The organism is Vibrio algicola (assembly GCF_009601765.2).
Taxonomy (GTDB): domain Bacteria; phylum Pseudomonadota; class Gammaproteobacteria; order Enterobacterales; family Vibrionaceae; genus Vibrio; species Vibrio algicola.
In genome coordinates this window covers 1,214,731-1,240,684 of the sequence record NZ_CP045699.1, presented here as the reverse complement: position 1 = coordinate 1,240,684, position 25,954 = coordinate 1,214,731, and the positions used below count along the sequence as shown (strand labels likewise).

General features: G+C 41.2%; 28 protein-coding genes, 2 tRNA genes, 1 pseudogene and 1 riboswitch. Of the genes and pseudogenes, 12 read left to right on the top strand and 19 right to left on the bottom strand.

All coding sequences use genetic code 11. The annotated features are described in order from the left end of the window. From GFB47_RS05755 to GFB47_RS05745, 3 genes are all read right to left on the bottom strand, one after another. A complete protein-coding gene (locus GFB47_RS05755; protein ID WP_153447107.1) occupies positions 1-1,692 on the bottom strand; it encodes a 4Fe-4S binding protein in 1,692 nt (563 codons plus the stop codon). A 236-nt stretch (positions 1,693-1,928) separates the two neighbouring features. Continuing rightward, complete coding sequence (locus GFB47_RS05750) at positions 1,929-2,774, bottom strand: hypothetical protein (RefSeq protein WP_153447106.1); 846 nt, start codon at positions 2,772-2,774, stop codon at positions 1,929-1,931. Next, positions 2,764-3,207 (bottom strand): DUF3305 domain-containing protein, encoded by a 444-nt coding sequence (locus tag GFB47_RS05745; protein ID WP_153447105.1) that lies wholly within the window; start codon positions 3,205-3,207, stop codon positions 2,764-2,766. The genes GFB47_RS05750 and GFB47_RS05745 overlap by 11 nt, the downstream gene beginning before the upstream one ends. 208 nt (positions 3,208-3,415) lie before the next feature. Between GFB47_RS05745 and GFB47_RS05740 the strand changes: the two genes are divergently transcribed. From GFB47_RS05740 to GFB47_RS05700, 9 genes are all read left to right on the top strand, one after another. Further along, positions 3,416-4,243 (top strand): formate dehydrogenase accessory sulfurtransferase FdhD, encoded by an 828-nt coding sequence (locus GFB47_RS05740; protein WP_407701691.1) that lies wholly within the window; start codon positions 3,416-3,418, stop codon positions 4,241-4,243. A gap of 104 nt (positions 4,244-4,347) precedes the next feature. Further along, complete coding sequence (locus GFB47_RS05735) at positions 4,348-5,166, top strand: substrate-binding domain-containing protein (RefSeq protein ID WP_407701690.1); 819 nt, start codon at positions 4,348-4,350, stop codon at positions 5,164-5,166. 53 nt (positions 5,167-5,219) lie between these two features. Beyond that, a complete protein-coding gene (locus GFB47_RS05730) occupies positions 5,220-5,918 on the top strand; it encodes an ABC transporter permease (RefSeq protein ID WP_153447102.1) in 699 nt (232 codons plus the stop codon). A gap of 125 nt (positions 5,919-6,043) precedes the next feature. Beyond that, a complete protein-coding gene (locus tag GFB47_RS05725; protein WP_153447101.1) occupies positions 6,044-6,751 on the top strand; it encodes an ABC transporter ATP-binding protein in 708 nt (235 codons plus the stop codon). Positions 6,752-6,760: 9 nt separating this feature from the next. Next, positions 6,761-7,360 carry a molybdenum cofactor guanylyltransferase MobA gene (gene mobA, locus GFB47_RS05720; protein WP_153447100.1) on the top strand — a complete coding sequence of 200 codons (600 nt, stop codon included), beginning with the start codon at positions 6,761-6,763 and terminating at the stop codon, positions 7,358-7,360. Between the two features lie 13 nt (positions 7,361-7,373). Continuing rightward, positions 7,374-9,176, top strand: coding sequence for a bifunctional molybdopterin-guanine dinucleotide biosynthesis adaptor protein MobB/molybdopterin molybdotransferase MoeA (locus GFB47_RS05715; protein WP_178306484.1), 1,803 nt, complete (start codon positions 7,374-7,376; stop codon positions 9,174-9,176). A gap of 264 nt (positions 9,177-9,440) precedes the next feature. Further along, a tRNA-Val gene (locus GFB47_RS05710) sits at positions 9,441-9,517 on the top strand. Between the two features lie 60 nt (positions 9,518-9,577). Then, a tRNA-Val gene (locus GFB47_RS05705) sits at positions 9,578-9,654 on the top strand. Positions 9,655-10,054: 400 nt separating this feature from the next. Next, positions 10,055-11,359, top strand: a complete 1,305-nt coding sequence (locus tag GFB47_RS05700; RefSeq protein WP_153447098.1) for a dicarboxylate/amino acid:cation symporter — start codon at positions 10,055-10,057, stop codon at positions 11,357-11,359. Positions 11,360-11,597: 238 nt separating this feature from the next. On the opposite strand, the gene thiE is transcribed toward GFB47_RS05700, so the two are convergent. From thiE to thiD, 6 genes are read right to left on the bottom strand one after another with little or no spacing between them, the layout of a single operon-like run. Next, complete coding sequence (thiE, locus tag GFB47_RS05695) at positions 11,598-12,263, bottom strand: thiamine phosphate synthase (protein WP_153447097.1); 666 nt, start codon at positions 12,261-12,263, stop codon at positions 11,598-11,600. Positions 12,264-12,306: 43 nt separating this feature from the next. Beyond that, positions 12,307-13,149, bottom strand: coding sequence for a hydroxyethylthiazole kinase (gene thiM / locus GFB47_RS05690; RefSeq protein ID WP_153447096.1), 843 nt, complete (start codon positions 13,147-13,149; stop codon positions 12,307-12,309). Positions 13,150-13,200: 51 nt separating this feature from the next. After that, positions 13,201-14,148, bottom strand: a complete 948-nt coding sequence (locus tag GFB47_RS05685) for an ABC transporter substrate-binding protein (protein ID WP_153447095.1) — start codon at positions 14,146-14,148, stop codon at positions 13,201-13,203. 28 nt (positions 14,149-14,176) lie between these two features. After that, positions 14,177-14,977, bottom strand: coding sequence for an ABC transporter permease (locus tag GFB47_RS05680; RefSeq protein ID WP_153447094.1), 801 nt, complete (start codon positions 14,975-14,977; stop codon positions 14,177-14,179). Then, a complete protein-coding gene (locus tag GFB47_RS05675) occupies positions 14,970-15,722 on the bottom strand; it encodes an ABC transporter ATP-binding protein (protein ID WP_153447093.1) in 753 nt (250 codons plus the stop codon). The genes GFB47_RS05680 and GFB47_RS05675 overlap by 8 nt, the downstream gene beginning before the upstream one ends. 8 nt (positions 15,723-15,730) lie before the next feature. Beyond that, positions 15,731-16,606: a bifunctional hydroxymethylpyrimidine kinase/phosphomethylpyrimidine kinase gene (gene thiD / locus GFB47_RS05670; protein WP_153447092.1), complete on the bottom strand. Its 876-nt coding sequence runs from the start codon at positions 16,604-16,606 to the stop codon at positions 15,731-15,733. 97 nt (positions 16,607-16,703) lie between these two features. Further along, a riboswitch (TPP riboswitch) is annotated at positions 16,704-16,802 on the bottom strand. 88 nt (positions 16,803-16,890) lie between these two features. Here thiD and GFB47_RS05665 point away from each other — a divergent pair. Further along, positions 16,891-17,697 carry a sterol desaturase family protein gene (locus GFB47_RS05665; protein ID WP_178306483.1) on the top strand — a complete coding sequence of 269 codons (807 nt, stop codon included), beginning with the start codon at positions 16,891-16,893 and terminating at the stop codon, positions 17,695-17,697. 173 nt (positions 17,698-17,870) lie between these two features. Here GFB47_RS05665 and GFB47_RS05660 read toward each other — a convergent pair whose 3' ends face one another. The 10 genes and pseudogenes from GFB47_RS05660 to GFB47_RS05615 all read right to left on the bottom strand — a co-directional run bounded on the left by GFB47_RS05660 (position 17,871) and on the right by GFB47_RS05615 (position 24,904). Further along, positions 17,871-18,767 carry a DMT family transporter gene (locus tag GFB47_RS05660; protein ID WP_153447090.1) on the bottom strand — a complete coding sequence of 299 codons (897 nt, stop codon included), beginning with the start codon at positions 18,765-18,767 and terminating at the stop codon, positions 17,871-17,873. Between the two features lie 144 nt (positions 18,768-18,911). Next, on the bottom strand, positions 18,912-19,856 hold the full coding sequence (locus GFB47_RS05655; RefSeq protein WP_153447089.1) for a zinc transporter ZntB: 945 nt from the start codon (positions 19,854-19,856) through the stop codon (positions 18,912-18,914). A 205-nt stretch (positions 19,857-20,061) separates the two neighbouring features. After that, entirely contained in the window at positions 20,062-20,673 is a 612-nt protein-coding gene (locus GFB47_RS05650) for a glutathione S-transferase family protein (RefSeq protein WP_153447088.1), read from the bottom strand. 51 nt (positions 20,674-20,724) lie between these two features. Further along, on the bottom strand, positions 20,725-20,850 hold the full coding sequence (locus GFB47_RS16685) for a hypothetical protein (protein WP_267904240.1): 126 nt from the start codon (positions 20,848-20,850) through the stop codon (positions 20,725-20,727). After that, a pseudogene (locus GFB47_RS05640) lies at positions 20,847-21,515 on the bottom strand (transposase). The gene GFB47_RS16685 and the pseudogene GFB47_RS05640 overlap by 4 nt, the downstream one beginning before the upstream one ends. 105 nt (positions 21,516-21,620) lie before the next feature. After that, the gene (locus GFB47_RS05635; protein WP_153447087.1) at positions 21,621-21,938 is read right to left on the bottom strand and encodes a heavy metal-binding domain-containing protein; all 318 of its coding nucleotides are present in this window, start codon (positions 21,936-21,938) and stop codon (positions 21,621-21,623) included. A 109-nt stretch (positions 21,939-22,047) separates the two neighbouring features. Then, positions 22,048-22,341 carry a YciI family protein gene (locus tag GFB47_RS05630; protein WP_153447086.1) on the bottom strand — a complete coding sequence of 98 codons (294 nt, stop codon included), beginning with the start codon at positions 22,339-22,341 and terminating at the stop codon, positions 22,048-22,050. A 112-nt stretch (positions 22,342-22,453) separates the two neighbouring features. Continuing rightward, positions 22,454-22,843, bottom strand: a complete 390-nt coding sequence (locus GFB47_RS05625; RefSeq protein WP_153447085.1) for a VOC family protein — start codon at positions 22,841-22,843, stop codon at positions 22,454-22,456. 110 nt (positions 22,844-22,953) lie between these two features. Beyond that, positions 22,954-23,346, bottom strand: a complete 393-nt coding sequence (locus tag GFB47_RS05620; RefSeq protein ID WP_153447084.1) for a hypothetical protein — start codon at positions 23,344-23,346, stop codon at positions 22,954-22,956. A gap of 1,021 nt (positions 23,347-24,367) precedes the next feature. Further along, positions 24,368-24,904 carry a DUF2058 domain-containing protein gene (locus GFB47_RS05615; RefSeq protein ID WP_153447083.1) on the bottom strand — a complete coding sequence of 179 codons (537 nt, stop codon included), beginning with the start codon at positions 24,902-24,904 and terminating at the stop codon, positions 24,368-24,370. A gap of 170 nt (positions 24,905-25,074) precedes the next feature. On the opposite strand from GFB47_RS05615, the gene GFB47_RS05610 reads away from it, so the two are divergent. Both GFB47_RS05610 and GFB47_RS05605 read left to right on the top strand, forming a co-directional pair. After that, positions 25,075-25,644 (top strand): DUF1415 domain-containing protein, encoded by a 570-nt coding sequence (locus GFB47_RS05610; protein WP_153447082.1) that lies wholly within the window; start codon positions 25,075-25,077, stop codon positions 25,642-25,644. 34 nt (positions 25,645-25,678) lie between these two features. Next, on the top strand, positions 25,679-25,906 hold the full coding sequence (locus GFB47_RS05605; protein ID WP_153447081.1) for a glutaredoxin family protein: 228 nt from the start codon (positions 25,679-25,681) through the stop codon (positions 25,904-25,906). Positions 25,907-25,954: the final 48 nt, after the last annotated feature.

Below are 25,954 nucleotides of genomic sequence, written 5' to 3'. Positions count from 1 at the left end.
TTAGATATCCAGTTGTTTTTCAGGGTTGATTGAAAGATCGTTAAAGATGTCACGCACTCGGCAGTCTTCACACATCGCCACGCGACGCAGTTTATCTTCTGTCGCAAACTGAGAGTGACCACGTAATTTATCTTGCAACATTTTTATCATCGACTCTGGAGCAAAAGGCTTATTACAACTTAAACAATGCGCGGCAGGTTCGTGATGTAAGGTGGCATCCGCTTTACGACTGCTCGCGTCCCAATTAAATTGAGGTTGAAGTGAAAGCACTTTTTCAGGGCATGCGGTAACACATAAACCGCATTGCACGCAGTCTTCTTCGGTGAACAATAATGCAGGGCTGTCCCCTTTAGCATGCAAGGCGCGAGTTGGGCATACCGACACACAGCTCATGCATAAGGTGCAGTCTTTAGTGTCACAATTTACGCTCCCGAAAGGCGCTCCGTCAGGCACGCTTGAAATCCCTTGTGTCACCTGTTCAGCGTCAAGAGAATGGTGCTGAGCCAATAAATCTAATGATGCAAATAGACGGTCACGTTTTTTACCCGCCAATGGCTCGCGAATCTTAACCTTTAATGGGGTTGAAATAAGCACCGGACGTTGCATGCGAAGTTCTTCAATATACATCACGTTAATGCGTTCTTTTTCTAAACCAAGCTGACTTAGCAAAGTTTGCGCGATATCGGTTTCGTGTTTTAAAACGCGAATAATGGTCTCTGGCATGTGATTACTGGCGGCAAATATCACCTGACAAGCGCCATGAGTGAGGGCGGTAAACCAAGTATCAATTCCGACACTTGGTAGTTCATCAAGCGTGATAGGGATAATGTTATCTGGCAGCATGCCGAGCATCATAACGGTGTATTTCTCATGGCGAGAGCTGCAAAACATAATGATTGGGTTTTCGCCACCTTGATCAAAATATTTCGCTAACACGCGTTCAATAAAGGTTTGGGTTTCAACGGGGTTTGGTAGAGCGTAGCTGATGGCTTCTGTTGGACACGATGTGGCGCAGGTGCCGATACCTTGGCAAAGATAAGGGTTAATTTCGATGTTATGGCCAGTTTGCGCAGTGCCTTGACTGGTCAGTGCGCCAGCGGGACAGGCATCCACACACAATTGACACCCTATTACTCCACGAGAGCTGTGGGCACATAAATCGGTATCGAGACGAAAAAATTTAGGTTTATCAAAAGTGCCAATTAAATCTGGAATGGCGTCTAACGATTCTTCTAGTGTTGGATACCCTCGCCCAGCTGGGTAATAACCTGGCACTGGAAGTTGCTCGGCCATATTACCGCTTTCGGTTAAATCTAAAATCACATCAAAGGTTTTTTCGCCGGTCGCAATACTAGCAAGATTGGTGGCGGCGCCATTTTTTATGGCCGCCACTTCAAAACTACCAAGATAACCCTTGATAACAACGCTATCGGCAAAATAAAGTTGAGTGGTCGGGATGGTATGTTCAGCATCGCTTTGATTCATGCTTAATACGGTCACGCTATTCATACTTGAGAAGTGTGAAAATACCGATTCGACGGTGACTATATCACCAATAATCAATAAATCACCGCGCGATTCGTAACTGACCGTTGGTGGGATAAGGTTATTTAACTCGACGGTCGTCGAAATAGCCGCATAACGAGCTTGTCCATTGATGCTGTCTACCGATTTTAAAAATGACGTTAACATTGCTTTTCTTCTTATTCGATATGTTTGCTTAAACCACAACACAACTTTCTTAAGTTCAATTTAAGTAAAAATGATGTTATTAAATTATCCATTATTTTCTCATGGATAATCATCTATTTGTAATAAAAAAGTGTATTTTGAGATAATTAAACACAACACATTGCAAGGATAATTATCATTCTTATTTAGCCATGTGTTTTTGGTGTTTTTGCGCTGTTTAGTTTGAGTTTAGTCGCTTAGTACGGCTTAGGTTTATTTATTACTTTTTTATCAATAAATTCAGTGTTGGCAAGATTATTATTTGTTTCGACCTTGTCTTCTAACCCTTTGGTCTTTGAATCAATATTATCTTCAACAGACTTATCTGGCGTAATGATCACCGCATCTTGTTTAGCTTGGTATTGAAGCAAATCTTCGTCGATTATTGCCTCTAGATCCTCAGCTTGATGTGGGTGTTCCATTGCCCTTTCTTCATCAGGTTCTAACACATCATCAATACGTTTATGCCAGCTTCGCAATGTTGATGCTACATCCTGAGAAATTGATTTCACCGCTGAATAATCCATGTTGTAGCTGTCGAGTGGATCGATATCGGAAAACTCACCACCTAAAAACAAATCGCGTAATTGTTTTTTCTTATCCCCCTTTGAAAAGCCTTGTTCAAAAACATGGGCTACAGTGGCAATCGATGGTTTCGATAGTGATGAATGACAAGATGAGTCAGATCCCGCTAAATCTGATGAATTGTGGCCAGCTTCATCCACTATAAGTGTATTGGCAGGTTTAAGGCCGGCACGCTCTGGGTTTATGGTCTGAACATTTTCTGAGGCTGCGTTAGTTTCAGTGGCACTATTAGCTTCTAGGGAGCCACTTTCTTTTGGGAACCCACTCTCTTTTGGAACACCATTAGCTACAGGGGCAGAAGTCAGCGTCGATGTCGGGGCAATATTTGAAATCGCTGAATTTTCAATATTGGATAAGCTATCGTCACCGCTTTGATCGCCAGCAGAATGATCGCCGGATGAATGATTGTTATGTTGATTTTTTTTAGTCAGCCAACGCTGAAAACGATTAGTTTCCATTAGAACGCCCTGCGCCCTGACGTTTCTTCTTCCTCACTTCGATTAATTCACCATGACGGCCAATAAACGCTTCCATCCACGCTTGAATAGGTAATGGCATATCAATTGACAGCACTAAATAATCGGTATCCATATAACACGCAATGGTGGCTTGAGAGGCGGTCAGGTGTGAGATTTTAGGCGCTGAATTAGTATCTAAAAATTCCAGCGCCAGAAATAATTTAGGATTGTTCGAGCTCAAATTGAAGCGGTAATCGCTGCGCTCGTCTTTAAATAATTCAAGTAATTGAAAATAAGTATGCGGTTGCGAAGCTTGTGGCGATAGATCGACCCCTTCCCACTGCCAAGATTCAGTCTCCCAGCGACCAATTTGTTTAATGTGTTTTTCAAGTAAGCAGTTTAGCGGCCAACATTTTGGTGATTTTTCAATCATAATATCTATCCTTAATACTAATCGACCAGATTTTGTTTTAGGCTTGCGAGTAATAAATTGATTTAAATCATCAAACACACTCATAATAAGGAAATACTATCATTTAGTGATAGATGTTTACTGTGTTTAATCGCTTATTATTATTTTTTATCGTCTGCCTGAACATCAATTGTAGGCTTAATTTCTCGCTTTATCATAGGGAATTACCGTGTCTGACTTTCCAAGCATAATTAAAACCGGTGTGGTACCGGTGCAAACCCAACAAGTCGAAGTGTTTGATGAATACGGCGAAAAGCTTATCAAACAAGTGGCTTGCGAAAGACCATTAACCGTATTGTTAAATTGGAAAGAAATCGTGACCTTAATGACGTTAGGCTCAAGGCCTGATGCGTTAGTGCTGGGTTATTTAAAAAACCAAGGATTTTTGCATGATCCTAAATCATTAGAATCGATCATTATTGATTGGGAAACCAATAGCGCGGCGGTAGTGACTAATGAGAATATCGATCACCTTGATAAAGCATTAGAGAAAAAAACCGTTACTTCAGGGTGTGGTCAAGGCACCATGTATGGCAATGTCATGGCAGAACTCGAAAGCTACCAAGTGCCGCAGGTGGCATTAAAACAATCCGATATTTATCGCACCCTTGAAGCGTTAACCCATTTTAATGATACCTACAAAAAGGCCGGAGCGGTACATGGTTGCGCGGTATGTCGCGGCGATGAAATCCTATCATTTGTTGAAGATGTTGGTCGTCATAATGCGGTTGATACACTAGCCGGCGAACTGTGGCTTAAACAACAATCGGGACAAGAACTGGTATTTTATACCACTGGCCGATTAACCTCTGAAATGGTGATCAAAGTGGCTCAAATGGGCATTCCAACCTTACTATCGCGCTCTGGCGTGACGCAAATGGGACTCGATTTGGCCAAACAATTTGGTATCACCACCATAGCTCGCGCTAAAGGACTGCGTTTTCAAGTCTTTTCCGGAGTTGAAAAAATTGACTTTGATGTTAAAGGTCAAAAATAAATTCAATATGGAATTGGTGTTCAATAAAGTGTTTTTTGTACATTGATTCAACTATAACCGACTCTATGAAGTCATTTTTCTTATCACTAAAGATGGAATTTTTTATGAAAATGCGTTTTTGGGCAACGGCCCTACTTTGCCTTGCTGCTTTTACTTCAACCGCTCAAGCTCAAGATTCAAAAACAATTCGTTTAGCCACCACCACCAGTACTGAAAACTCGGGTTTACTGGGGTATTTATTACCAAAATTCAAATCAGAAACCGGTTACACCGTGGATGTGATTGCTGTTGGTACCGGTAAAGCCCTAAAAATGGGTGAAAATGGCGATGTGGACTTAGTCATGACTCATGCCCCTGGCGCAGAAGCGGCATTTATTGATAAAGGATTTGGGGTTGAGCCTCATCACTTAATGTATAACGACTTTGTGATTGTGGGGCCAAAATCGGACCCGGCCAAAATCAAAGGCAATAAATCTGCGCAAGACGCATTTAAAACCATTGCGACAGATAACGCTAAATTTGTTTCTCGTGGCGATGATTCGGGTACGGATAAAAAAGAAAAAGGGATTTGGAAACAACTGGGTATTAACCCGACTAGCTTTTCTGAATTCAAATCCGTTGGCCAAGGCATGGGCCCAACCTTGAATATGGCTTCTGAGCTGCAAGCTTATACCCTAACCGACCGCGGCACTTGGATCGCTTATAAAACCAAGCTGGATCTTGAAATTCTAGTAGAAGGTGACAAGGTGCTGTTTAATCCATACCAAGTTATCTTAGTTAATCCTGAGCGTTATACTCAATTGAACACTAAAGGTGCGCGTGACTTTAGTAACTGGTTGATCTCAAAACATGGACAGCAACTCATTAATGCTTATCAAATGCAAGGTAAGCAATTGTTTACTGCAAGCTACGACGGTAAATAATGCGCGTATTACTTTGGGTATAAACGAATAATTGCTTAAATAGAGAGATAAGAATGCAACTCTGGCAAACCACAGTGGATGCGGTACACCTATTAATGAACTTTGACCCTAACTTATGGAAGGTCGTCAGAGTGTCATTTATGGTGTCTTTTTCTGCCATTCTAATGGTTATCATCCCGTCGATTCTGTTTGCTTTTATACTCGCGTACACCGAGTTTCCGGGCCGCTGGATGTTGCTCTCTTTTATCCATACACTACAAGCTGTCCCTACTGTAGTAATTGGTCTGTTGCTTTATATGATTCTGTCACGCGCCGGTCCTTTGGGGGATTGGCAAATGTTGTTTACCCAAAAAGCGATGATCTTAGGTCAGATGCTGATTTGTTTTCCTATTTTAGTCTCGATGATGTACGGCGCGTTTCAAAATAGTGACCGTCGTTCTATCGAAACTTCTTACACATTAGGCGTCAATCGTTTTCGAATTTTAATGACCTTACTATGGGAAACTCGCTTTCCGCTTTTTGCCGCGGTTGTGGCAGGGTTTTCACGCATTATTACTGAAGTGGGCTGCTCTATGATGGTGGGAGGTAATATTTTAAATTCCACCCGAAACATTCCGACCGCAATCGCATTAGAAAGTCAGAAAGGCGCGTTTGCTCAAGGTGTTGCTTTAGGAATGGTTCTATTATTATTAGCCTTGATACTCAATTTTTCACTCACTTCTGCCAAAGGACAAGGTTACTTACGCACTTAATGCGTGCAAATTGTCATTGCTGATTTACAAGAAGTGGACACTCAAGCAACCTAATACAATAAAAAAATAATTAAAGTAAACAACAAGATGGTATTTTTTTTTACTTGCTGGTGGTATACGCAACTATGATCCCTTTACATGCCAATAATTTAACCATGCAATTTAAGGATAAGATGCTTTTTCATATCCCTAAGTTGCAATTGATGCCCAATGAAGCCGTCTATTTACGCGGCGATAATGGCGTGGGAAAAACCACATTATTAAAAGTATTATCAGGGCTGTTGCAACCCACCTCTGGTCAATTAAACCTGCATCAGTCACGCTTATCTCGTTGGTTCTCGCCGAATAAGCATAGGATTGTTTACTTACATCAAACGCCCTATTTATTTGATGATACCGTTTACAATAATGTGTTGTATGCGATTCGTTTTTCTTCCCTTTCACGCCAAGAAAAACGCGCTCAAGTTATATCGGCTTTACGCAAAGTGGGGTTAGAAACGTTAGCCAAAGAACATGTTTCGGTCCTTTCTGGCGGAGAAAAACAACGCATTGCGATGGCGCGAGCTTGGGTGACAAAGCCCACTATATTATTAATGGATGAACCAAGTTCAAGCTTAGACATTGAATCCATTACCCGCTTAACGGTACTGGCAAAAGAACTGTTAGCCAATGGGGTCAGTTTGGTGATCACCAGTCATCAACAAAATGAATTAACTGAGCTGTGTACTAAGCAATGGTGGATAAAAAATCATACCTTAGTAGAATCCCCTTTATTACAACTGATCAAAGTGCCACAACCACAACAAACCTTTACGCAAACTGAATATTTATAGAGAGCATATATGCTAACACCAGACAAAATTGATTGGGTTATTCTCGCCGGAGGACAAGGCTCTCGTATGGGAGGGGTAGATAAAGGTTTGGTTAAGTTAAATGACAAGCCATTAATTGAATATGTGCTAGCAGCGCTACAGCCTCAAACCGATTCGATCACCATTAATGCCAATCGCAGTCATAAGCAATATCAACAGTATGCCCCTGTGATCAGCGATACCTTTACCCAATTCCCTGGACCGTTAGGTGGCATTCATGCTGCGCTCACTCATACCGACACAAAACAACATGACTGGGTTGGTTTTGTGCCTTGTGATAGCCCCAATATACCGAGTAATTTAGCACAAATTTTTTGCCAAGCATGGCAAGCTGATGCCGATATTCTTGTTGCGCACGATGGCGATTTCTATCAGCCGGTTTTTACTTTATATCACCGCCGAGTAGCCGATAAATTGCATGACTTTTTAGCGCGTGATGAAAGAAAGATCATTGCCTTTTATGACCAGTGTCATACCTATCGTGTCGATTTTTCCGATCTCAAGCAAACTTTTATTAACCTTAATACACCAGAGCAACTTGCTGATTTTGCTCAGCATCTCAAAGAATAACTGCCAAAGGTAAATTATGAACACATACCCTATTCCAATTCTTGGTTTTGCAGCTTACAGCGGAACCGGTAAAACCACCTTACTTGAAGCACTGCTACCAAGGTTGACCGAAAAAGGTCTGCGCATTGGCGTATTTAAACATGCACACCATGATTTTGATGTCGATAAACCCGGTAAAGACAGTTATCGCTTACGCAAAGCCGGTGCCAACCAAATGCTGATCGCATCACGCAATCGTCATGTTTTAATGACAGAAACACCGGATCAAGAAGCGCATTTCTTTGATTTATTATCGCACTTTGATTGCAGTAAACTTGATTTCATTTTGGTTGAAGGCTGTAAAAATCTGTCGTTTCCAAAAATAGAATTACATCGTGATGAAGTGGGTAAACCTTGGCTGCATCCCCATGATGACAATATTATTGCGGTTGCTTCCAATAGCTCAGAACTGAATACTCACCTGCCCCATGTGGACATTAATGATTTGGATGCAATTGGTGACATGATTGTCAACTTCACTCAGTGCCGCCCATTAGCCTCATCAACAACACAAAAAACCGATGCCGCAAGTTGCGATAGTTTATCGCCAGCCTTTTTGTCGGTTGAACAAGGCTTAGAGAAAATCCTAACTACATTAAAAACGCCAGCGACGGTTGAATCAGCTTCGTTGCTCGATGCTCGCTTGCGTATCCTCGCGGAAGACGTCCATTCACCAATTAATGTCCCAGCCTACCAAAACTCGGCGATGGATGGATACGCGGTTCGCAGTCAAGATATTGCAGCGTCATTAGACCATTATGACGTGGTGGCACAGATCATGGCGGGCAGCAGTTTTGATGGTGTTATTGAGGCAGGACAAGCGGCGAAGATCATGACTGGTGCTCCTCTGCCTTCAGGCGCGGATACGGTTATCATGCGCGAACAAAGTCAAAGCAACGAAGCTGGTGACCGCGTAACTTTTTCTGTGTCGAACAATGAGTTTAAAGCAGGACAAAACGTGCGTAATGCCGGTGAGGATCTCGCTCAAAATAGCATTGTATTTAATAAAGGCACACGAATTCAATCACCAGAACTTGGCATGCTGGCTTCACTTGGGTTAAGTCAATATCCGCTTTTCTCTCAATTGAAAGTGGCGGTTTTCTCGACTGGTGATGAAGTACAAGCGCCGGGTAGCGAGTTAAACAAAAATTGTATCTACGATTCCAATCGCTATACCGTGATGGCGCAGTTGCAACGTTTAGGTTGTAGCGTGATTGATCTTGGCATTATTGAAGATTGCGAAAGTGCATTAGAAGCGACACTGTTAAAAGCCAGTACAGAGGCGGATGCGATTATTTCATCAGGTGGCGTTTCTGTTGGCGATGCGGACTTTATTAAAACCGTCTTAGAGCGTATAGGTCAGATTAACTTTTGGCGTATCAACATGCGCCCTGGTCGCCCACTTGCTTTTGGCCACATCAATGACACTCCATTCTTTGGTTTACCAGGTAATCCTGTGGCGGTAATGGTGTCATTTTTAATGTTTGTTGAGCCAGCGCTACGCTTTATGCAAGGTGAAACCAACTGGCAAGCACCGAAGATCCAAGCTGAAGCAACCGAAGTGGTACGTTCGCGCTTAGGCCGTACTGAGTTTACTCGTGGTATTTATGCTTTAAATCAATTTGGTCAACTGCAAGTGCGCACCACTGGCATGCAAGGCTCGGGGATTTTACGCTCGATGAGTGAAGCTAATTGCCTTATCGAAGTGCCGCCTCAAGTAGAAATGGTAAAAAACGGTGAGATGGTGAAAATCATTCCACTCGATGGCCGTTTATAAGCTCCAAATAATAAGTTACAACATGAATTGAGGTCAGTTTAAGCGGACCTCTTTTCATTTTTTAATGCCATAAATATCATTAAAAGAGCAAAAAAACAGCAAACAGCACATAAAGGCGACAAACACGCGCAAAGTGATAAATTTCTGCTTGCAACCCGATTAAGGCATGGTTAATATCTTCCCCGTTAACGCAGTTTTATGTTTACCTATTTTATTTATAGAGTTGTTTTAACTAGCAATGTTTAAAAGAATGCTTTAAAAAATGCCCGCTTAGCTCAGTTGGTTAGAGTACTTGCATGACATGCAAGGTGTCACTGGTTCGAGTCCAGTAGCGGGCACCATTTTTCAAAGTCTTTTTTATTAAGTTACCTCTCCGGTAGCAAATGATAAGCACACAATTTGCCCGCTTAGCTCAGTTGGTTAGAGTACTTGCATGACATGCAAGGTGTCACTGGTTCGAGTCCAGTAGCGGGCACCAATTCCTTTATCGGATAATAAAATATCCGTTAAAGATAAAAAGCCTACAGAAATGTAGGCTTTTTTGATCTATCCGCTTTGTTCTGTTTATTTCGATTAGTATGCCCCCCCCTGATGTATTCCGCTCACCGCTTTTAGTCTCCATTAAGTGGTATATTTCCTCTGATTAGCGAAACTGCACCACAAAATGTTAACCTTTCGTACCATATCAACATTAAATCACGATAAAGTAACTTTTTAGCAACTTATTCCCTGTTATTTTTCGCTATTGGCTTATATTTAGTGATCAAAATCACACGGGTTAGGTATATTTTGTTACTAATTGACTACAAGTTGCTTTTTGTCTGCTAGTCTGATCCAGCTTTGAAAGTTGTACAAAGTAACCTAATGGAGATTTGTTCATGACGAACGACAACAAAAAATCAAAACGCTCTTTAACCGCACGAATTATTACTGGTATGGTTGCCGGTATCTTATGCGGTTTTATTATCCAATCCTTTTTTAGTAACAACACTTTTATCAATGAATATTTAGTCGAAGGCTTATTTGATGTCGGCGGAAAAATATTTATCGCCAGCTTAAAAATGCTAGTTATCCCTCTTGTCTTTGTTTCTCTTGTTTGTGGTACCAGTTCCTTAAAAGACATCACCACTTTAGGCCGATTAGGTGGCAAAACCTTAGCTTTTTATATCGGTACCACCGCCCTAGCGATTTCTTTAGCGCTGGTTATGGGGATCTTTCTTCATCCAGGCTCTGGCGCAGATTTATCATCCGCCGCATCTTTTACTTCAACAGAAGCACCATCGTTAGGACAAGTGATTGTTGATATGTTCCCAACTAACCCAATGGCAGCGATGTCGCAAGGCAATACCCTTCAAGTTATCGTGTTTGCGGTGTTATTTGGTGTTGCGATCAGTCTTTCAGGCGAAGCCGGGCAACGTGTTTCAACGTTCTTCAGTGACGTAAACATCGTAATTATGAAGCTGGTTACGCTACTTATGGAAGTCGCGCCTTACGGTATCTTCTTCTTAATGGCAAAACTGTTCACTGGCCTTGGATTAGATTCCATTGCGAACCTTGCCGCTTACTTCTTAGTGTTAGTTGCTGCGCTGCTTATCCATGCGTTTATTACTTATAGTATTTTGCTCAAAGTATTATCGGGCTTAAATCCATTGGTTTTTTGGAAGAAAATGAAAGATGCGATCATGTTTGCATTCTCTACCGCCTCTTCTAACGCCACCATTCCAGTTACGATGGAAACCGCAACACATCGTTTTGGTGTCAGTAATAAGATCGCTTCTTTTACCATCCCTCTAGGCGCGACCATCAACATGGATGGTACCGCTATCATGCAAGGTGTGGCGACAGCCTTTATTGCTCAAGCTTTTAATGTCGATTTAGGCATTGGCGATTACATGACGGTGATCTTAACCGCAACGCTAGCTTCAGTTGGTACCGCGGGTGTTCCTGGTGTTGGTCTAATTATGCTTGCGATGGTGCTTAATCAAGTTGGTTTACCATTAGAAGGTATTGCCTTGATTATGGGCGTCGATCGTCTACTAGATATGATCCGCACTGCGGTGAATATTACTGGTGATAGTGTAGTGACTTGTATTGTGGCTAAATCTGAAAATGAACTGGATGTTGATCTGTTTAATGATCCAGATGCAGGCAGAATTGAGATTGATTTGAAGCACAAGGCTTAAGTTATTTAAAACGTTTAATCCTGCACTATCTAGGGCCTTAGTACATCAGTGTCTTAAGGCCTTTTTTTATACCAATTCCAGTAATTTTATAACCTATACAAATTGAATGCAGAGAAAAGTGTAAAAGGCCATGGATGGCCTTTTCTCAAGCGACCAGGATGGGACCGCGTATTTTCGGCGGATTCAACTTGATCAGGTATTAAGTGGTTTACTAGTTATAGATACAGTACCGCCTCTTTTAACTACTTTGTATTAAAGCTAATAACTCGATTGTCGCCTCTTTAGGAGAATCGGCAGCAAAGATTGCCGACACTAATGCAATACTATCGACCTTGGTTTTTGCAATACTCACAATATTACTTTTATCGATCCCACCAATGGCGACTAACGGTAAATCACTGTCGAGTACCGCTTCAGTCAGTCCCTTAATACCCCATTGATACTGGGTGTCGGTTTTTGTTGCGGTGTTGAAAATAGTACTGATGCCTAAATAATCGATAGGAAGAGTCTGGGCTTGTGATAATTGTTGCTGGTTTTCAACGGTTAAACCTATGATTTTATCTGGGCCAAGGATCTGCCTTGCTAGCACCGCAGACATATCCGATTGACCTAAATGCACCCCATCTGCGTTTACCGCCAATGCAACATCAACGCGATCATTAATAATTAATGGTACTGGTTTGAGGTTAAGTTTTATCTGCTGTTGGTTAAACTCATCAATCACTTGTTTGGTTACTTGAGTACGTTGAATAAATGTTTGGATATTATGATCTTTATGTCGCACTTGAACGATTGAAACTCCACCTTGTAATGCTTGCAGCAAGATATGGCGTAAGCTTTCTCCTTCCGTTGTTTCATCGGTCACTAAATAAAGTGGATAGTCGAAACGATTAATAGCATTCATTATTAGCCTATAGTTTGTTTTGTTATTCTCAGTGGATGTCACATCACAATGCAGTAAGGCCGGTATATGGCTGGCATTTCAATGTATTGATCAATGCCAGTTGATCAAGTTGGTAGAGCTTATCGAATAAATGCATTTGTAAACTGCCAGGGCCAGTACTTTGTTGTGCGGCCAGTTCGCCTGCTACACCTAATACCGCAGTAGCACATAAGCCTGCATTATCAAAATCAATCGCGGCAAATGCACCGGTTAAGGCACTATGAGTACAACCGATTCCTGTTACTTGCGGCATCAATTTATCACCATTGCTTAACTGAAATGTTTGCTGTTGATGCACGACATAATCAACTGCACCAGAGATCACAACATGATTGGCTTGGTATTGCGCAATCACTTTATGCGCAGCCTCCATTGCGGCTTCACTTGGATCTTGAGCATCCACCCCTTTTACTTGGCTATCAATACCGACTAGCGCCATAATCTCAGAAGCATTGCCTCGTACAATCAGTTTATCCGCCAAGTCACAAAATTCGCGAGCGACGGTAGTTCTTAATTTGCTGGCCCCACAACCTACAGGATCGATAACAATCGGCTTTTGATAATGATTGGCTTGGGTGATCGCAAAACGCATCCGTTCAATCCAAATCGAGTCTAATGTGCCGATATTGATCACCAAGGATCCAGTAAAGCTCATCATTTCTGCCATTTCATCGCGGCTGTGTGCCATGATCGGTGATGCCCCTATTGCCAGCAAAGCATTAGCGGTATTGTTCATCACCACATAATTGGTGATGCTCACCACTAAAGGTTTATTGAGGCGCAATCTATCGAGTTGTTGTGAAATAAATTGCTTTGCTACCACAGGTTTGCCAGTAAAGTTTGTCATTTATTGAGCCCTTTAATGCTTATTTGAGTTTGAGTAATTAACGCCACAAAATTATAAATACGGAGTAGGATCGACCGCTGTTTTGATCACTTTATTTTGATACATAAAATCAGCAAATGCTTTATAACCCTGAACATCTGCCGCGGTTGGGCGCAATGCAAAACGAGTTAAAGTATCAGCCCAAGCGTGTTGATTAAGCTGTGTATCTAATGTTTTAGGGTTGTACGATTTAAAACTATTCCAAGCTTGGTCAGGATGATTAACGATATATTGCGTTGCCAAGGTTAACGCGTGATTAAATTTCGCGATGGCGGCCGTTTTTTTGCTGTTTTGGCTTACCACAAAAATCAATTCTTCATAACTTGGTACGCCGTGCTCTTCTGGATAAAACGCTTTTACTTTTACCTTTTCAATTGCCAGTTGATTCGGCTCAAAATTACGCAACCCGCCCCACACTGCATCGACTTTGCCTGAGGCTAATGACGCCGATAAATTCCATCCCACATTTACCATCTTGATATCACTAAGCTTTAAACCTGAATGACGCAACATGGTACCCACCATTGCATCTTCAGTACCAGCCACCGCGATACCAACCGTTTTACCTTTTAAATCTTGGACTGAATTAATTTTACCGTTATCTAAAGTTAAAATTGTATTTAAAGGGGTCGCAATTAAGGTTGCCGAACGTTTCAGCGGTAAACCTTGAGCAAGATCCATCACAAAATTAGGTTCATAAGTGACAGCCATATCTACCTTTCCTGCCGCAACCATTTTAGGGGGTAATGTTGGGTCTGCTGGTTCTTGAATGGTGACATCCAATCCTTCTTGTTTAAATAGTCCTTGTTGCTGTGCAATGATGATCGGGCCGTGATTGGGATTTACGAACCAATCTAGCATCACAGTCAGTTTGTCATTGGCGTAAGCTTGACTAGTAATAGTGAGTAAAGCGGTGGCGAATAGTATGTGTTTAAATCTTGCTGCGATTATACGAGGCATATGCTTTCCTTTTAATCTAAATAAGTTTTTAGCCTTGGTTCGGCCAATGAATGAAATGATGTAACAAACGGTCAGTCAAAAAATACAGCCCGACCGTCATAATCGATAAAATAAACAAACCTGCAAACATATCAGCCACTTGCATTCGGGCATTAGTTTGCAACATGTAATAACCTAGCCCAGCGCTCGCGCCAACCCATTCACCAATCACGGCCCCGATCGGTGCGATCACCACCGCCACTCGTAAGCCAGACGCCAGCGCCGGTAATGCCGATGGCAGTTTCACTCTGAGTAAGGTTTGCCATTTAGTCAGTTGGAAAGTTTGCGCCAGTTCTAAATAACCTTTGGGTGTGTTTTTTAAACCGTCATAACAACAAGTGGTGATTGGAAAAAAAATAATGATTGCCGCCATCACGACTTTGGACGCCATGCCATAACCTAGCCATAACATTAATACCGGTGCCAGTGCGAACACGGGGATCGCTTGGCTAATGATAAGCAAAGGTAATAACCAACGGTTGACGGTAGCATTAAGTAATAAAATCAATGAACACATCACCCCAAACACCAGACCTAGCAGTAGCCCCAAGAGAATCTCTTGTAACGTCACCAAAGAGTTGGCACGAAGTACATCGGCATTTTCGACTAATGCTTTGCCAACCTCGATTGGTGTAGGAATAATGTAACTTGGCAGAGCAAACAACGACACGGTAGCTTGCCATAACAACAGTATTACCAATGTCGTGGTCACGATTTGCACCACCATGGCAATTTTTGATGATGTTTTGATAGTGGGATTTGTTGTTTTGTTGATTGAAAGACTATTCATGGGCTTGCTCCATGCTATCAATACTCAACCGTTGCAATAATTGATTATGGGCTAGAACCAATTCAGCACTGGTTTCTCTTGGGGGGAAGCTTGTCGAGTGGAATTCAACCTCATGCAATTTTGCCGGCGTGCCCTTCATAATTAAAATTCGGTCAGCAATTCGCAATGCTTCTTGTGGATCATGAGTAATGAACAACACGGTTTTATCTTTTAATAACTGACAAGCTAACTTTTGTAACTCGTAGCGTGTGACCGCATCAAGCGCTGCAAAAGGTTCATCCATTAATACCACAGGTTTATCTTGCATTAAGGTTCTGGCGATGGCGACTCGCTGCCTCATTCCGCCCGATAATTGATGTGGAAAATGCTGAGAATAACCAGATAAACCTAGCTTATTCAGTAACTGTGTGGCTTGCTCAATTTGTGTTTTGGTTATGCTGCCACAGATTAAATACGACTCTAGGCACACGTTATGCAGCACATCTAACCAAGGAAATAATAAATCTTGCTGCCCCATATACGCGACAGGATCTAAACGGTGCGGATCTCCAGAACCTATATTTCCGCTCTGTACGCAACCCTTGTGCTCAAAACCAGCGATTCGTTTTAATAACGTTGTTTTGCCACAACCACTTTTACCTAATAAACAGGTCCAACTTTTTGCTTTGAACCCAACCGTTAAGTTTTCAAAAATTGCTGGTAGTTGAGGTTCAAACTGAAAGGTCAACTTATCAATATTAATCATGATTTAGCCTAACCATAAAAAGCATGAAAATGATGAACCGGACCTGAACCTTTGCCAACAGTAAGCTGATCGGCTGCCGTCAGTGCGTCAGATATATACATTTTCGCTTGGCTAATTGCCTCACTTAATGGCATACCCTGTGCTAAATAAGAGGCGATGGCAGAAGATAGCGTGCAACCTGTACCATGAGTGTTTTTAGTGGCTATCCTTGGATGAGAAAACCGAGTGATCTTATTGCCATCAATCAGCCAATCACAACTGTGCTCACCGGTGAAATGCCCACCTTTAAGTAAGGTTTTGACTTGTTTAAATCTAGGATGTGACTGCAACTTGTGGATGAATGCTTCAATCTCAGATTCGTATTTTGGCGTGTCACAGCCCAATAACAGCGCGGCTTCAGGAAGATTAGGGGTGAGCACGGTGACAAAAGGAAAAAGCTCATCGACTAAGATTTGAATGGCCGCTTTTTCAATTAGCGCATCACCACTGGTCGCAACCATGACCGGATCTAAAACCACATATTGTGGTTGATATTGCTGTAATTTCTGCGCAATCACTTTGATCACACTGGCGTCATTTAACATGCCAATTTTGACAGCTGAAATATTAATATCAGAGAAAACCGCATCCAATTGCAGCCCAACAAATTCAGCATTAACCGCCAATATTTCACTCACGCCTTGCGTATTTTGCGCGGTTAATGAGGTAATAACTGAACAAGCAAAACTGCCAGTAGCGGAGATAGCTTTTATATCGGCTTGAATCCCAGCGCCACCGCCAGAATCGGAGCCGGCAATGGTGAGCACATTGGCAATATTTGATGAAACCGCATTAAGCGTAGATCTTGGAGTGTGATGGGATAATGGCTTGTTGGTGTTTGACATTTCGACAACTTCCTATTGATGGCAAGGAAGTAATTCGATTCAAGCTGGTATCTCGTTTTGAAAAACCAATATCGGTCAACAATGAGAAAAGCAGTGTGGCGATCCGAAGTTAGTTCCCTACGCCAATGTTAATTGGATCAGGTTCAACGGGTCTCACAGTAGTGATCTCAGCCTTGCGGCTCCCCGACTAATATGTTTGTTAATGTAATGGCTTGGCAAACTAATGTAAAGTACTAAGGCATTATGCCTTCATCATCGATTAAGCGATTTATATGACCGATTTTATGACCAACAACCAAACCTTAATCCGTTTGGTGTGCTTTATTTTAGTACTACTTGTTATGGCCGTATGGGAAATACAACGTCCCCGTAAAGCCTTAACACAACCCAAAAATTTTCGTTGGTTAAATAACTTGGGATTTGTGGCATTAAACGGCGCACTACTGCCATTCACTTTACCTTTCTTGGCAATGGGAGTGGCTTTTACTGCAACTCAGCATCAATGGGGGTTACTTCACTGGCTCAAGTTGCCGTCGCCGATTGAAGTATTAATCTCGATTGTTTTACTTGATGGTATTATTTATTGGCAACATCGTTTGTTTCATCAAATCCCGTTGTTATGGCGCTTACATCGCGTCCATCATTCCGATCAAGATATCGATGCCACCACAGGTTCGCGTTTTCACTTTATTGAAATTTGGTTATCGATGTGGGTAAAAATAGCGGCTATTGTCATATTAGGCATTTCACCCATTGCGGTACTGCTATTTGAAGTGATTTTAAACGCCAGCGCCATGTTTAATCATAGTAATGTGCGTTTGAATTTGAAGTTTGATGCCCTGCTGCGTAAATTCGTTGTCACGCCAGATATGCACCGTATTCATCACTCGGTGCACTTAAACGAAACCAACAGTAACTATGGCTTTTGTTTATCGATTTGGGATCGTTGTTTTGGCAGTTATATTGCTGAGCCAAAAGATGGCCACCGAGATATGAAAATTGGATTAGGAATCTTTCGGCAACCACAGGAACAAGGTTTGCTCAAGATGCTAACTCAGCCGTTTAGAAAAGATGAGTCGCATCAAAAGTAATATCAATTGTATCAATTAAATGATCGTTCAAAATTGAGTACAGAGAAAAGTGTCAAAGGCCATGGATGGCCTTTTCTCAAGCGACCAAGGACGGATCAGCGTCTTTTCGGCGTATTCCAATTGATCAAATATTCAATCGAATTGGTATAATCAGTCAATGTTAGCCTTTATGGTTACTGTACTTGTTTTGATTTATTTCTGTTCGGTTTGTAATTGGCATAAGTGATGATAATCCCTGCCGCAACAATAAATGCCCCACCACCGAGAGTGAAAATAGTCGGTAGTTCATCGAATAACCAGTAACCGAAGATACAAGCAAACAGGATCTGGAAATAAAAGAATGGCGCGACATGTGAGGCATCCGCTATCTTCATTGCTTTAATCAAACACAGTTGTGACACAATCGTGACCACAGGAATGGTGATGAAATAAGGGATGGATTCCATCGTTGGGGAGATCCACATATCTGGCTGCGCTATCAAAAGAATGGTTGAGACTGAACCCAAAATAAAAAACGAGTTAATAAAAATTGAAATAAACGACACGCTCGAATCAATGGTTTTGGTCAGCAAGTTATAACCGGTGTTGGCAACCACGATCACTAATGGCAATAAGTAGATTAAATGTAAACCACCAACATCGGTCGGATTCATCACGATCACCACCCCAGCAAAGCCTAATAACGTGGCGATTATCTTGACCGGTGTTAGGGTTTCTTTAAAGAAAATCGCCCCACCTAACATGTAGGCCACGCTGCCCATCTGCACAACGATGATATAGACTTCAAGCGGAATGTATTTCAAAGAAATTACTGAGGTAATGGCGCACACCAAAAACAATGCCGAGCGGATCAGCAATTTGCCATTGGTGGCTAAAATAGCCGTCTTGGTTTGTTTGGGCATAAAGATAAGCATGCATAAAAATGGGATGGTAAAGCGGAAAAACACCATTTGTACTGGATGAAAGCCATGTAATATCAGATATTTATCGGCACTATCTTTTAAGGTTAAAGATAAGGTGGCAAGTATGACCAACATTGCGCCTAACATGTTTTTATTTTGAACGGGCATGATAATTATCTACACAAAAAATGTAGCGTTAACTTAACCCAAACATAAAAAAAAACAAGCCAAAGTCAGGCTTGTTTTTGCATTGTAAGATTGCTGTGTTACTTTGACGCCACATAAAAAGGTGACACTGTAATTATTGGTTAATTAAAAGAATCTCAACCACTTAAGCAACAATAATTCCCCTATCAAGGTAACAACCAGCGCGGCACAAAAAATAGCGAACGCGATTGGGTTTTCGACCCCAGGCATGCCGCCAATGTTGATCCCGAGCAAACCGGTTAAGAAACCTAATGGCAGGAATATCGCCGCCACTATGGTAAATAAATAGGTATTTCGGTTCATTTTTTCTGCTTGCTCTTGTTCAATTTCCGATTTCATTACTTGGATCTGCTCCAAGTAAAATTCCATCGATTCGGTTAAGCGCGTAGTGGTATCCAGCACGTTCCAACTATGAGTTTCAACCGAGCTAATCTCGTTAATATTGGCTTCAACCAGATCATTTAATGCATAACGTTGTGGTTTTAGAAAGCGGCGTAATTTTAGGATCCGCTTATGAATCAAATGCAGTTCGTTGTCATCATGTTCCACTTCATCTAATTCAAACAATCGCTCTTCGGTTTGGTTTAAAAACTTTTCAATATTCTGGTTTAAACCACTAATGATCGCCATTAATAAATGCGGCAACGATTTAGGACCATTGCCTTTAAGTAAAGCATTGCGGATACTGCTAATGGTTTTGGAAGAGACCTTTCTGGTGGAGATTAAGCAATTATTTTTCCAAAACAGTCGAATACTGAGCATATCATCGGGTTTCGCGCCTTGGTTCAGGTTCACCCCTCGTAAGATGAGCAAAAATGAGCCATCTTCATATTGTTCAAAACGAGGGCGTGTATCATCAGTCAATAAGCTATCGATAATACCTTGCTCAATCTGATTGAATTGCAGCCATTTTCGCAAGCCGGAAGATTCACGTTGGCAGTGATACCAATTACCAGATTCGACGGTTAATTGTTGTTCATTTTGATCTTTTACTTGTTGAGGTTTTTTGTTGTTAAACGTCCATTGATCGATCAGAAAAGTCTCTGTCATTTTGTTTCTCTCACTGTAAATCCTTCTGTCTCTATTAATGCAGAGCTTTACCCATCACGCAAGGTTTTGTTAGTGAATATATACACTTGGTCAGTTTTTATAAGCACAAAAAAACTCACCTTGCTATTCGCTTAAAACCGGTGAGCTTTAATTTATGTTGCAGAAACCAGCATATTAAATCAGCACGGTTTTGTCATGATGAGCATTACTGAAAAGCCGGACGTTGCGATAACATCTCAAACCAACGGGTTATATTGGGATAATCGCTTAGAGCGTCGATTTCTAACGCTTTAAGACAAATAATACCGACAAATAAGAATCCGGTAATGTCGGCAATGCTGAGTTTTTTCCCCGCAATAAATGGATGTGTTGCGAGTTGCTTATCAAGCTTAGGTAAAAACTCTTCAACCCGACGTTTTGACTCCACCCCCCATTCTTTAACACAGCGCTCACGGTCACTATAGACACCCGACAAGTTTCTAAATGCTTGGAAGCCTGCGTATAAACCATCAAGTTCAACAATGCGCTGCCACATTTCCACTAAACCGGCTTCCACCGGCGTTTCACCAAACAAGCTGAAGTTTTGCTTTTGTTGTGCAATATAACGACAAATTGCCACCGTTTCACTAATGCAAGTGCCATCATTCAGCTCTAGCATTGGCACTTTGCCATTAATGCTTTTGGCTAAATACTCTTCGGTTAAGTTTTCGCCAGCTCGAACATCCAGTTGAACCGTTTCAAGCTCAATCCCAAGCTCTTTTAAAAATATAGTCACCCGGCGAGAGCTTGGATTTGGCGCAAATTCGTATAATTTCATTGTTATAATTTCCTTTTATCAATGGCAACAATTCATGTTCAATCATAACAGCTATCCGCGTAATATCACCTCTATCGCGGCTAATTCTTGTGCACTGAAATCTTGGTTATCAAGCATTTGAACTGCATCTGTAATTTGTTGCTTCTTACTCGCGCCAATTAAAACTATTCTGGTCAAGCCCAATAGGACACCTGACTTTGTAATTTTTCATAGTCGATTGGCGTTAAATCACCAAGCGTAGTATGCAACCTTTCATGGTTGTAATACCGGATATATTCTTCAACATCTTCTTTTATTGCATCACGCGTTAAATAAACCACATTGAGTAGCCATTCATTTTTCAAGCTACCGAAGAACCGTTCGACGACTGCATTGTCTAAACAAGCTCCAACGCTGCTCATTGATGATGTGATGCCATTAATTAAGCTCTTGCTCAGTAATGATCTGAGCAGGTCTTGCTAACCAATCATAAAATGCACTGCGGCTTACTTTTAGTGCGTTACAAAGCATTTTTATTGGAAATCGAGAGCGATGCTCTCGAATAAATTGAAACTTTACTTCATTTCTTTCGCAAAGAAGGCGCTGGCTTTTTTTAGGATCTCTTTCTCCATTCTAAGCTGCTTTACTTCCTTTCTCAGAGCCATTAATTCCGTTTTTTCATCTGCGTTGACAGATGAATTATTGAGTTCGTCAGCCTTCTGCTTCCAAGTGTAAAGCAGGTTTTGTGATACTCCCAACGCATCAGCAGCTTGGGCGACAGAATACCCTTGTTCGGTAATAAGGCCGATTGCCTCTTCTTTAAATTCTTTCGTATAAGTTCGATATTGACGTTTTGTATTCATATTCACCTCGATTGATTATCGTATTATCCACAATCAAGGTGTCCAGATCGATTAGACCAGAATACCCAGATAAGGTGTCGGCTGCGCGACACCTATCCTTATTTGTTATGTTTTTAATTTAACCGCTGTACCAAATACCATAATTTCGGATGAACCATCCATAATTGTACTTGTAGTAAATCGAACACCAACAACGGCATCTGCTCCTTTTTCACGAGCATTTTCAACTAAACGTGAAACGGCTATATCACGTGCATCGGTGAGCATTTCGGTATAACCACGAATTTCACCACCAACAATACTCTTCAAACTAGCCATAATATCACGGCCAATATGTTTTGCTTGAACAACATTACCAGTAACAATACCCACTATTTCTTGAATCTCTTTACCCGGAATTGATTCGGTAGTCGAATAAATCATAAAGCCTCCTTTAAACATAACGCCTTGCTAAGAGGCGAGTAATTGTTGGCTAAAATGTGGAGCGAAGCGGAACCGAGCCAACTGTTACGAGTCCTGCTTGAGCAACTTGTTATATGCAATTTTTGATTGCTTCGAACTCTTTTGCCGCCATAGTCGGAACAAACTCTGTAATTTCGTAGTTTGCCAAATCTGCGATGTGAAATGGATCTTCTTTTACGATTGTTTCCACTTCGTCTTTATTTGATGCATTTACTAAGATGATTCCGCCAGTACGAGGAACTTTACGACCTGAGGCGATGAATTTACCTAAAGCATAATATTTTTCTAGGAAAGTGACATGCTCACTTATGAGTTTATCAACTTCTGATAATTCCGATTTGTATGTTAGGGATACGATAAACATTGAACACTCCATTGCATATAACGCCTAAATAACAGGCTAAGTAATAGTTGGCTAAAATTGTGTAGCGAAGCGAAACGTAGCCAACTGTTACGTATCCTTGTTGATTTTCTTGTTATATTTTCATTTGACGCTGAAAACCTGAATTATCCCTAATACTAATTGGGTTACCATCAGGGTCTATAACTCTAATAATTGATCCCCAATCATTTTCAATGATTTTCGCATTACTATCAAATTTGCAAATATGCTCTAGTGCTTTTTGAATGCTAGCAACATTAAATCTTAGTATTGTGGGGTTTTGGGATATATCCTTTTCTGATTCGCTAGCTACGCCGCCTGTTTCTAACATTAGATAGGAACTGCCAAATTCTAGACACGTTAATTTAAAGTCACCATCAATCTTTGTAAACATCTCAGGTAAATTAAAAACTGTTTTATAAAATGAAACACATTTATCAAAGTTAAAAACATTTAATATGATGCCCTGATTTTGAATATCCACCAAACCTCCCTGAAAATATAACGCCTTGCTAAGAGGCAAAATATAGTTGGTTAAAATAAGCGAGGCACGAGCAAAAAACCAACTGTATTTTGTCCTGCTTGAGCAACTTGTTAGTTTTTTTCTACAACACTCAAGCCAATTTCAGTATATCTTGCCCAAGGATCTTGGTTATCCCAATCATCCGGCATTTTTGAGTTTAAACCTGCATCATTAAGTGCTTGATCTTCGGTTTTCGTAACTACAACACCGATACAAAACTTTTCTAAGAATTCATATATTTTATACTGGTCACACTCGACTTCGTTAAATAATTTATGAATAAGTACTTTCCTAGGAATAAGATGTTCATGTACCAACCCTTTAACTGATGGTTCCTGCGTTGGCCAGATTCTTAGAGCTTCTTCAGACCAATACTTACAGCCTTTATGCTTGCCATAAAATTCAGACCAAACCCACAAAATTTCAGATGCAACACAAAACTGAGTTCCGTAGCTTAAATCCATATCTAATATCATTTTTAAATCGTGACAAATTTCTTCTTTCGTGCGAAATCTATCATTTTTTTCTGAAATTCTAGCGATGACAGCACTCCTAAAAAACTAACAGTGTATTAGCAAGAAACTCGGATAAACCCGAATGGATTTTACACACGATCGCTGCTAATCAATTCATTTCTTGCCATAAGATACTCTAATAATGGTTTTTTAAAAGCATTTAGCCGATTTTATGCGATGGAGAAAGCGAGAACTGGGTTTAACGAGCCAGTTGTGACAGGGATGAACTTTTAATGTTTATATATTGTTGTTAATTAACAATTGCTTAAAGTTGAGCCTAATAAGACACATCTAAGCATAAGTTCTCGCTTTCACACAAAACCGCTTAATACTCACAAAATTGAATTATAACTGTATAAATATACAGAGCAAGACTGGAATACTGTGCGGTGGACTCTCCACGAAATCAAGATTCAAATAAGCCATAACAACCCGTCCCACGCATTAGAACGAGGTTTCAGTAGCAACCCCATCCAACTTCCCCTTCTATTGATTATCATTGCCAATTAACCATATCAATCAAGGGGAAGAGTTTGTTTGGTGATCGCTGAAATAACCTCGACAACCCAACTGCCCCCTTCCTTTACCAAATACATTGCAGTTAAGCACCTGAATCTTCAGCCAAGGGAGGGTTGGGGCGGGTTGTTTCGGTGGTATTTATCGCAACAATTCGAGTCTCAACAGGCCGTGTGAGATCCTCACTATTCAGGATGACGAGCTTCTGGCTATAGCATTGACAGTTTAAGTTAGAATTGAAAGCGAGATTCCCTGTCTATTCGCTTAGGCTCATGCATGGAATGACGGGGATTTACCACCCAAATAGGTCATCTCGGAAACGAGGGACGAGTTATCCGTGAGCTCGCTTTTGTTCATGAAATCAGTAATTAAAAACGTGGGATGTAAAAAAGCCCCAGCTAAAATAACTGAGGCTTAATGGCATTATTCGATAGCGTTCAAATAGGGTTCTGGTTTACCACATCAGATCATCAGGTACCACGAAGTCGGCGTATGGGTCGTCTTCATCTTGCTCTTCTACGCTTAATACATTATTTAACACGATGGTATTTTCATCACGCAATGCAATTTTATCCGCTACACCGGCTGGAATAATGGCATATTCAGGCTCTTCGCTCATTGATGCACAACGCGCTATCGCCAAACGACCTTTGGTTAATTGGTCCTGCGTTTCTTTATCAACATGCAGTTTTTTAACTGTGGTGCCGTCGGTAAAGTTATAACCAATATCGCCATCACGGATAGTGATACGGTTCATTTCAATTAACTGTTTAACTTGGGCTTTAAGTTCTTTTGATAACACCGCTTGTTTTTGCTCGGCACTTAATGCTTTATCGCGCTCGATTTGCGCTTGTTTATTCTCTTCAACCGCCGCGCGAGCTTCACGAGCTTGTACGCGTGATTTTTTAGATGATTTCTTCGCTTTTGCTAATTTTTTGCTGTTCACCAAACCGGCTTTAAGCATTTGTTCTTGTAGGGTTAATTTAGCCATAATGGGTTCAATAGCTCTCTAAGTCTTAATTGGAAATTTCTTAGCTGCGATTATACCTGTAATTTTTGTCAAGGTGCAGATTAAAGCTTGAGTTTACTTCAGATTATTAAGATCAACAGTTGCCCCGAACTGTGTTAAAATGCGCCGCGATTAATTATTTGAGGTTCACCATGTCAACGCTTAACTTTACCGAGATTGAATCTCAAGTCGAACAATGGCTGATCGATGTCGTGATCGGGTTAAATCTATGCCCTTTTGCTGCCAAGCCGCAACGCAATGAACAGATCCGTATATTTGTGTCCGATGCAAAAGTGGAAGAAGCATTACTCGAGGATGTGTTCCAAGAGTTCACTCGCTTAGTGCAAACGCCTGTCAGCCAGTTAGAGACAACATTGGTTGTGATCCCGAATATGTTAAGCGATTTCGATGACTATAATTTCTTCTTAGATTGGATCGATGCCTTAGTGAAACAAGAGCAATGGGAAGGCACTTTTCAAGTTGCGACTTTCCACCCTGATTATTGCTTTGCAGGCGCACACCCAGATGATGCTGAGAATTTAACCAATCGCGCGCCCTATCCTGTTCTACACTTGATCCGTGAAGACAGCATGGCAAAAGCGGTAAAACATTACCCAAATCCAGAAGCGATCCCAGACACCAATATTGCTCGAGTGGAATCGTTAAGCGAACAAGAAAAACAGCAATTATTCCCTCATCTGTTTAGCAAAAAAGATAAATAAACGACAACATACGTAATAGGTAAAGAACATTAGTATGAAAAGAGTTGTACTTTATGTGGGTGCAAAATGCCCACACTGCAAAGCGGCGAAAATGTATTTAGATTCTAAAGGCATCAAATACCGCTTATGCGACGCTCAACTGCAACGCGGCCGCAAAGAATTAGAAGCAATGGGCGCGCGTGGCGTACCAGTATTAAAAATTGGCGATCGCATGATGGCGGGCTGGAACGCCGCCAACTTTGACAAAATATATAATAGTTAACATTTATAACAGCTAATAATTGTGTCGTTTATCAGTTCAATACTGGCG

Excerpts from the sequence above, each read along its gene's own strand:
- GFB47_RS05620 (WP_153447084.1), bottom strand. The coding sequence starts at position 23,346 with ATGGATTTAAGCTACGGAACTCAGTTTTGTGTTGCATCTGAAATTTTG.
- GFB47_RS05685 (WP_153447095.1), bottom strand. The coding sequence starts at position 14,148 with ATGCCTCGTATAATCGCAGCAAGATTTAAACACATACTATTCGCCACC.
- thiD (WP_153447092.1), bottom strand. The coding sequence starts at position 16,606 with ATGTCAAACACCAACAAGCCATTATCCCATCACACTCCAAGATCTACG.
- GFB47_RS05730 (WP_153447102.1), top strand. The coding sequence starts at position 5,220 with ATGCAACTCTGGCAAACCACAGTGGATGCGGTACACCTATTAATGAAC.
- mobA (WP_153447100.1), top strand. The coding sequence starts at position 6,761 with ATGCTAACACCAGACAAAATTGATTGGGTTATTCTCGCCGGAGGACAA.
- GFB47_RS05655 (WP_153447089.1), bottom strand. The coding sequence starts at position 19,856 with ATGACAGAGACTTTTCTGATCGATCAATGGACGTTTAACAACAAAAAA.
- GFB47_RS05610 (WP_153447082.1), top strand. The coding sequence starts at position 25,075 with ATGTCAACGCTTAACTTTACCGAGATTGAATCTCAAGTCGAACAATGG.
- GFB47_RS05650 (WP_153447088.1), bottom strand. The coding sequence starts at position 20,673 with ATGAAATTATACGAATTTGCGCCAAATCCAAGCTCTCGCCGGGTGACT.
- GFB47_RS05680 (WP_153447094.1), bottom strand. The coding sequence starts at position 14,977 with ATGAATAGTCTTTCAATCAACAAAACAACAAATCCCACTATCAAAACA.
- GFB47_RS05725 (WP_153447101.1), top strand. The coding sequence starts at position 6,044 with ATGATCCCTTTACATGCCAATAATTTAACCATGCAATTTAAGGATAAG.
- GFB47_RS05735 (WP_407701690.1), top strand. The coding sequence starts at position 4,348 with ATGAAAATGCGTTTTTGGGCAACGGCCCTACTTTGCCTTGCTGCTTTT.
- thiM (WP_153447096.1), bottom strand. The coding sequence starts at position 13,149 with ATGACAAACTTTACTGGCAAACCTGTGGTAGCAAAGCAATTTATTTCA.
- GFB47_RS05755 (WP_153447107.1), bottom strand. The coding sequence starts at position 1,692 with ATGTTAACGTCATTTTTAAAATCGGTAGACAGCATCAATGGACAAGCT.
- GFB47_RS05615 (WP_153447083.1), bottom strand. The coding sequence starts at position 24,904 with ATGGCTAAATTAACCCTACAAGAACAAATGCTTAAAGCCGGTTTGGTG.
- GFB47_RS05745 (WP_153447105.1), bottom strand. The coding sequence starts at position 3,207 with ATGATTGAAAAATCACCAAAATGTTGGCCGCTAAACTGCTTACTTGAA.
- GFB47_RS05630 (WP_153447086.1), bottom strand. The coding sequence starts at position 22,341 with ATGTTTATCGTATCCCTAACATACAAATCGGAATTATCAGAAGTTGAT.
- GFB47_RS05700 (WP_153447098.1), top strand. The coding sequence starts at position 10,055 with ATGACGAACGACAACAAAAAATCAAAACGCTCTTTAACCGCACGAATT.
- GFB47_RS05660 (WP_153447090.1), bottom strand. The coding sequence starts at position 18,767 with ATGCCCGTTCAAAATAAAAACATGTTAGGCGCAATGTTGGTCATACTT.
- GFB47_RS05665 (WP_178306483.1), top strand. The coding sequence starts at position 16,891 with ATGACCAACAACCAAACCTTAATCCGTTTGGTGTGCTTTATTTTAGTA.
- GFB47_RS05750 (WP_153447106.1), bottom strand. The coding sequence starts at position 2,774 with ATGGAAACTAATCGTTTTCAGCGTTGGCTGACTAAAAAAAATCAACAT.
- GFB47_RS05675 (WP_153447093.1), bottom strand. The coding sequence starts at position 15,722 with ATGATTAATATTGATAAGTTGACCTTTCAGTTTGAACCTCAACTACCA.
- thiE (WP_153447097.1), bottom strand. The coding sequence starts at position 12,263 with ATGAATGCTATTAATCGTTTCGACTATCCACTTTATTTAGTGACCGAT.
- GFB47_RS05635 (WP_153447087.1), bottom strand. The coding sequence starts at position 21,938 with ATGATTTATTCGACTACCGAATCAATTCCGGGTAAAGAGATTCAAGAA.
- GFB47_RS05605 (WP_153447081.1), top strand. The coding sequence starts at position 25,679 with ATGAAAAGAGTTGTACTTTATGTGGGTGCAAAATGCCCACACTGCAAA.